The sequence below is a fragment of the Vogesella mureinivorans genome (assembly GCF_007644035.1).
In the GTDB taxonomy this organism is placed as follows: domain Bacteria; phylum Pseudomonadota; class Gammaproteobacteria; order Burkholderiales; family Chromobacteriaceae; genus Vogesella; species Vogesella mureinivorans.
On sequence record NZ_VMTV02000761.1, the window covers coordinates 1 to 324 of the forward strand.

Consider the following 324-nt stretch of genomic DNA (forward strand, 5'->3'; position numbering starts at 1 on the left):
CGTTCGATCACGCCCTTGTCGAGCTCGGTGCCTTCGCCGGCGGTGCGCAGGTTGACCTTCTTGTTCAGTCGCGCCGCCAGGTCGCGGACCATGCGCGGGAAGCGCGAGAACACGAACTCGACCGGCAGCATGCGCACGCTCATCACCGCTTCCTGCAGGTCGCGGGTGTTGCGGTCGAGCAGGGCGAGGCCGTTCAGCAGCTTCTCGTGCTGGGTCGGATCCAGCCCGTGCGACTGCTGGCGAAGCATGGCCTGGGTGATGACCAGTTCGCCGACCAGGTTGATCAGCGCATCGACCTTGGAGATGTTGACGCGGATCGAGCTG

The 324-nt window shown here is 65.4% G+C and carries 1 pseudogene; it reads right to left on the reverse strand.

What is annotated here, in order from left to right:
• A pseudogene (locus FLQ44_RS18105) lies at positions 1-324 on the reverse strand (chemotaxis protein CheA); the annotation flags it as partial.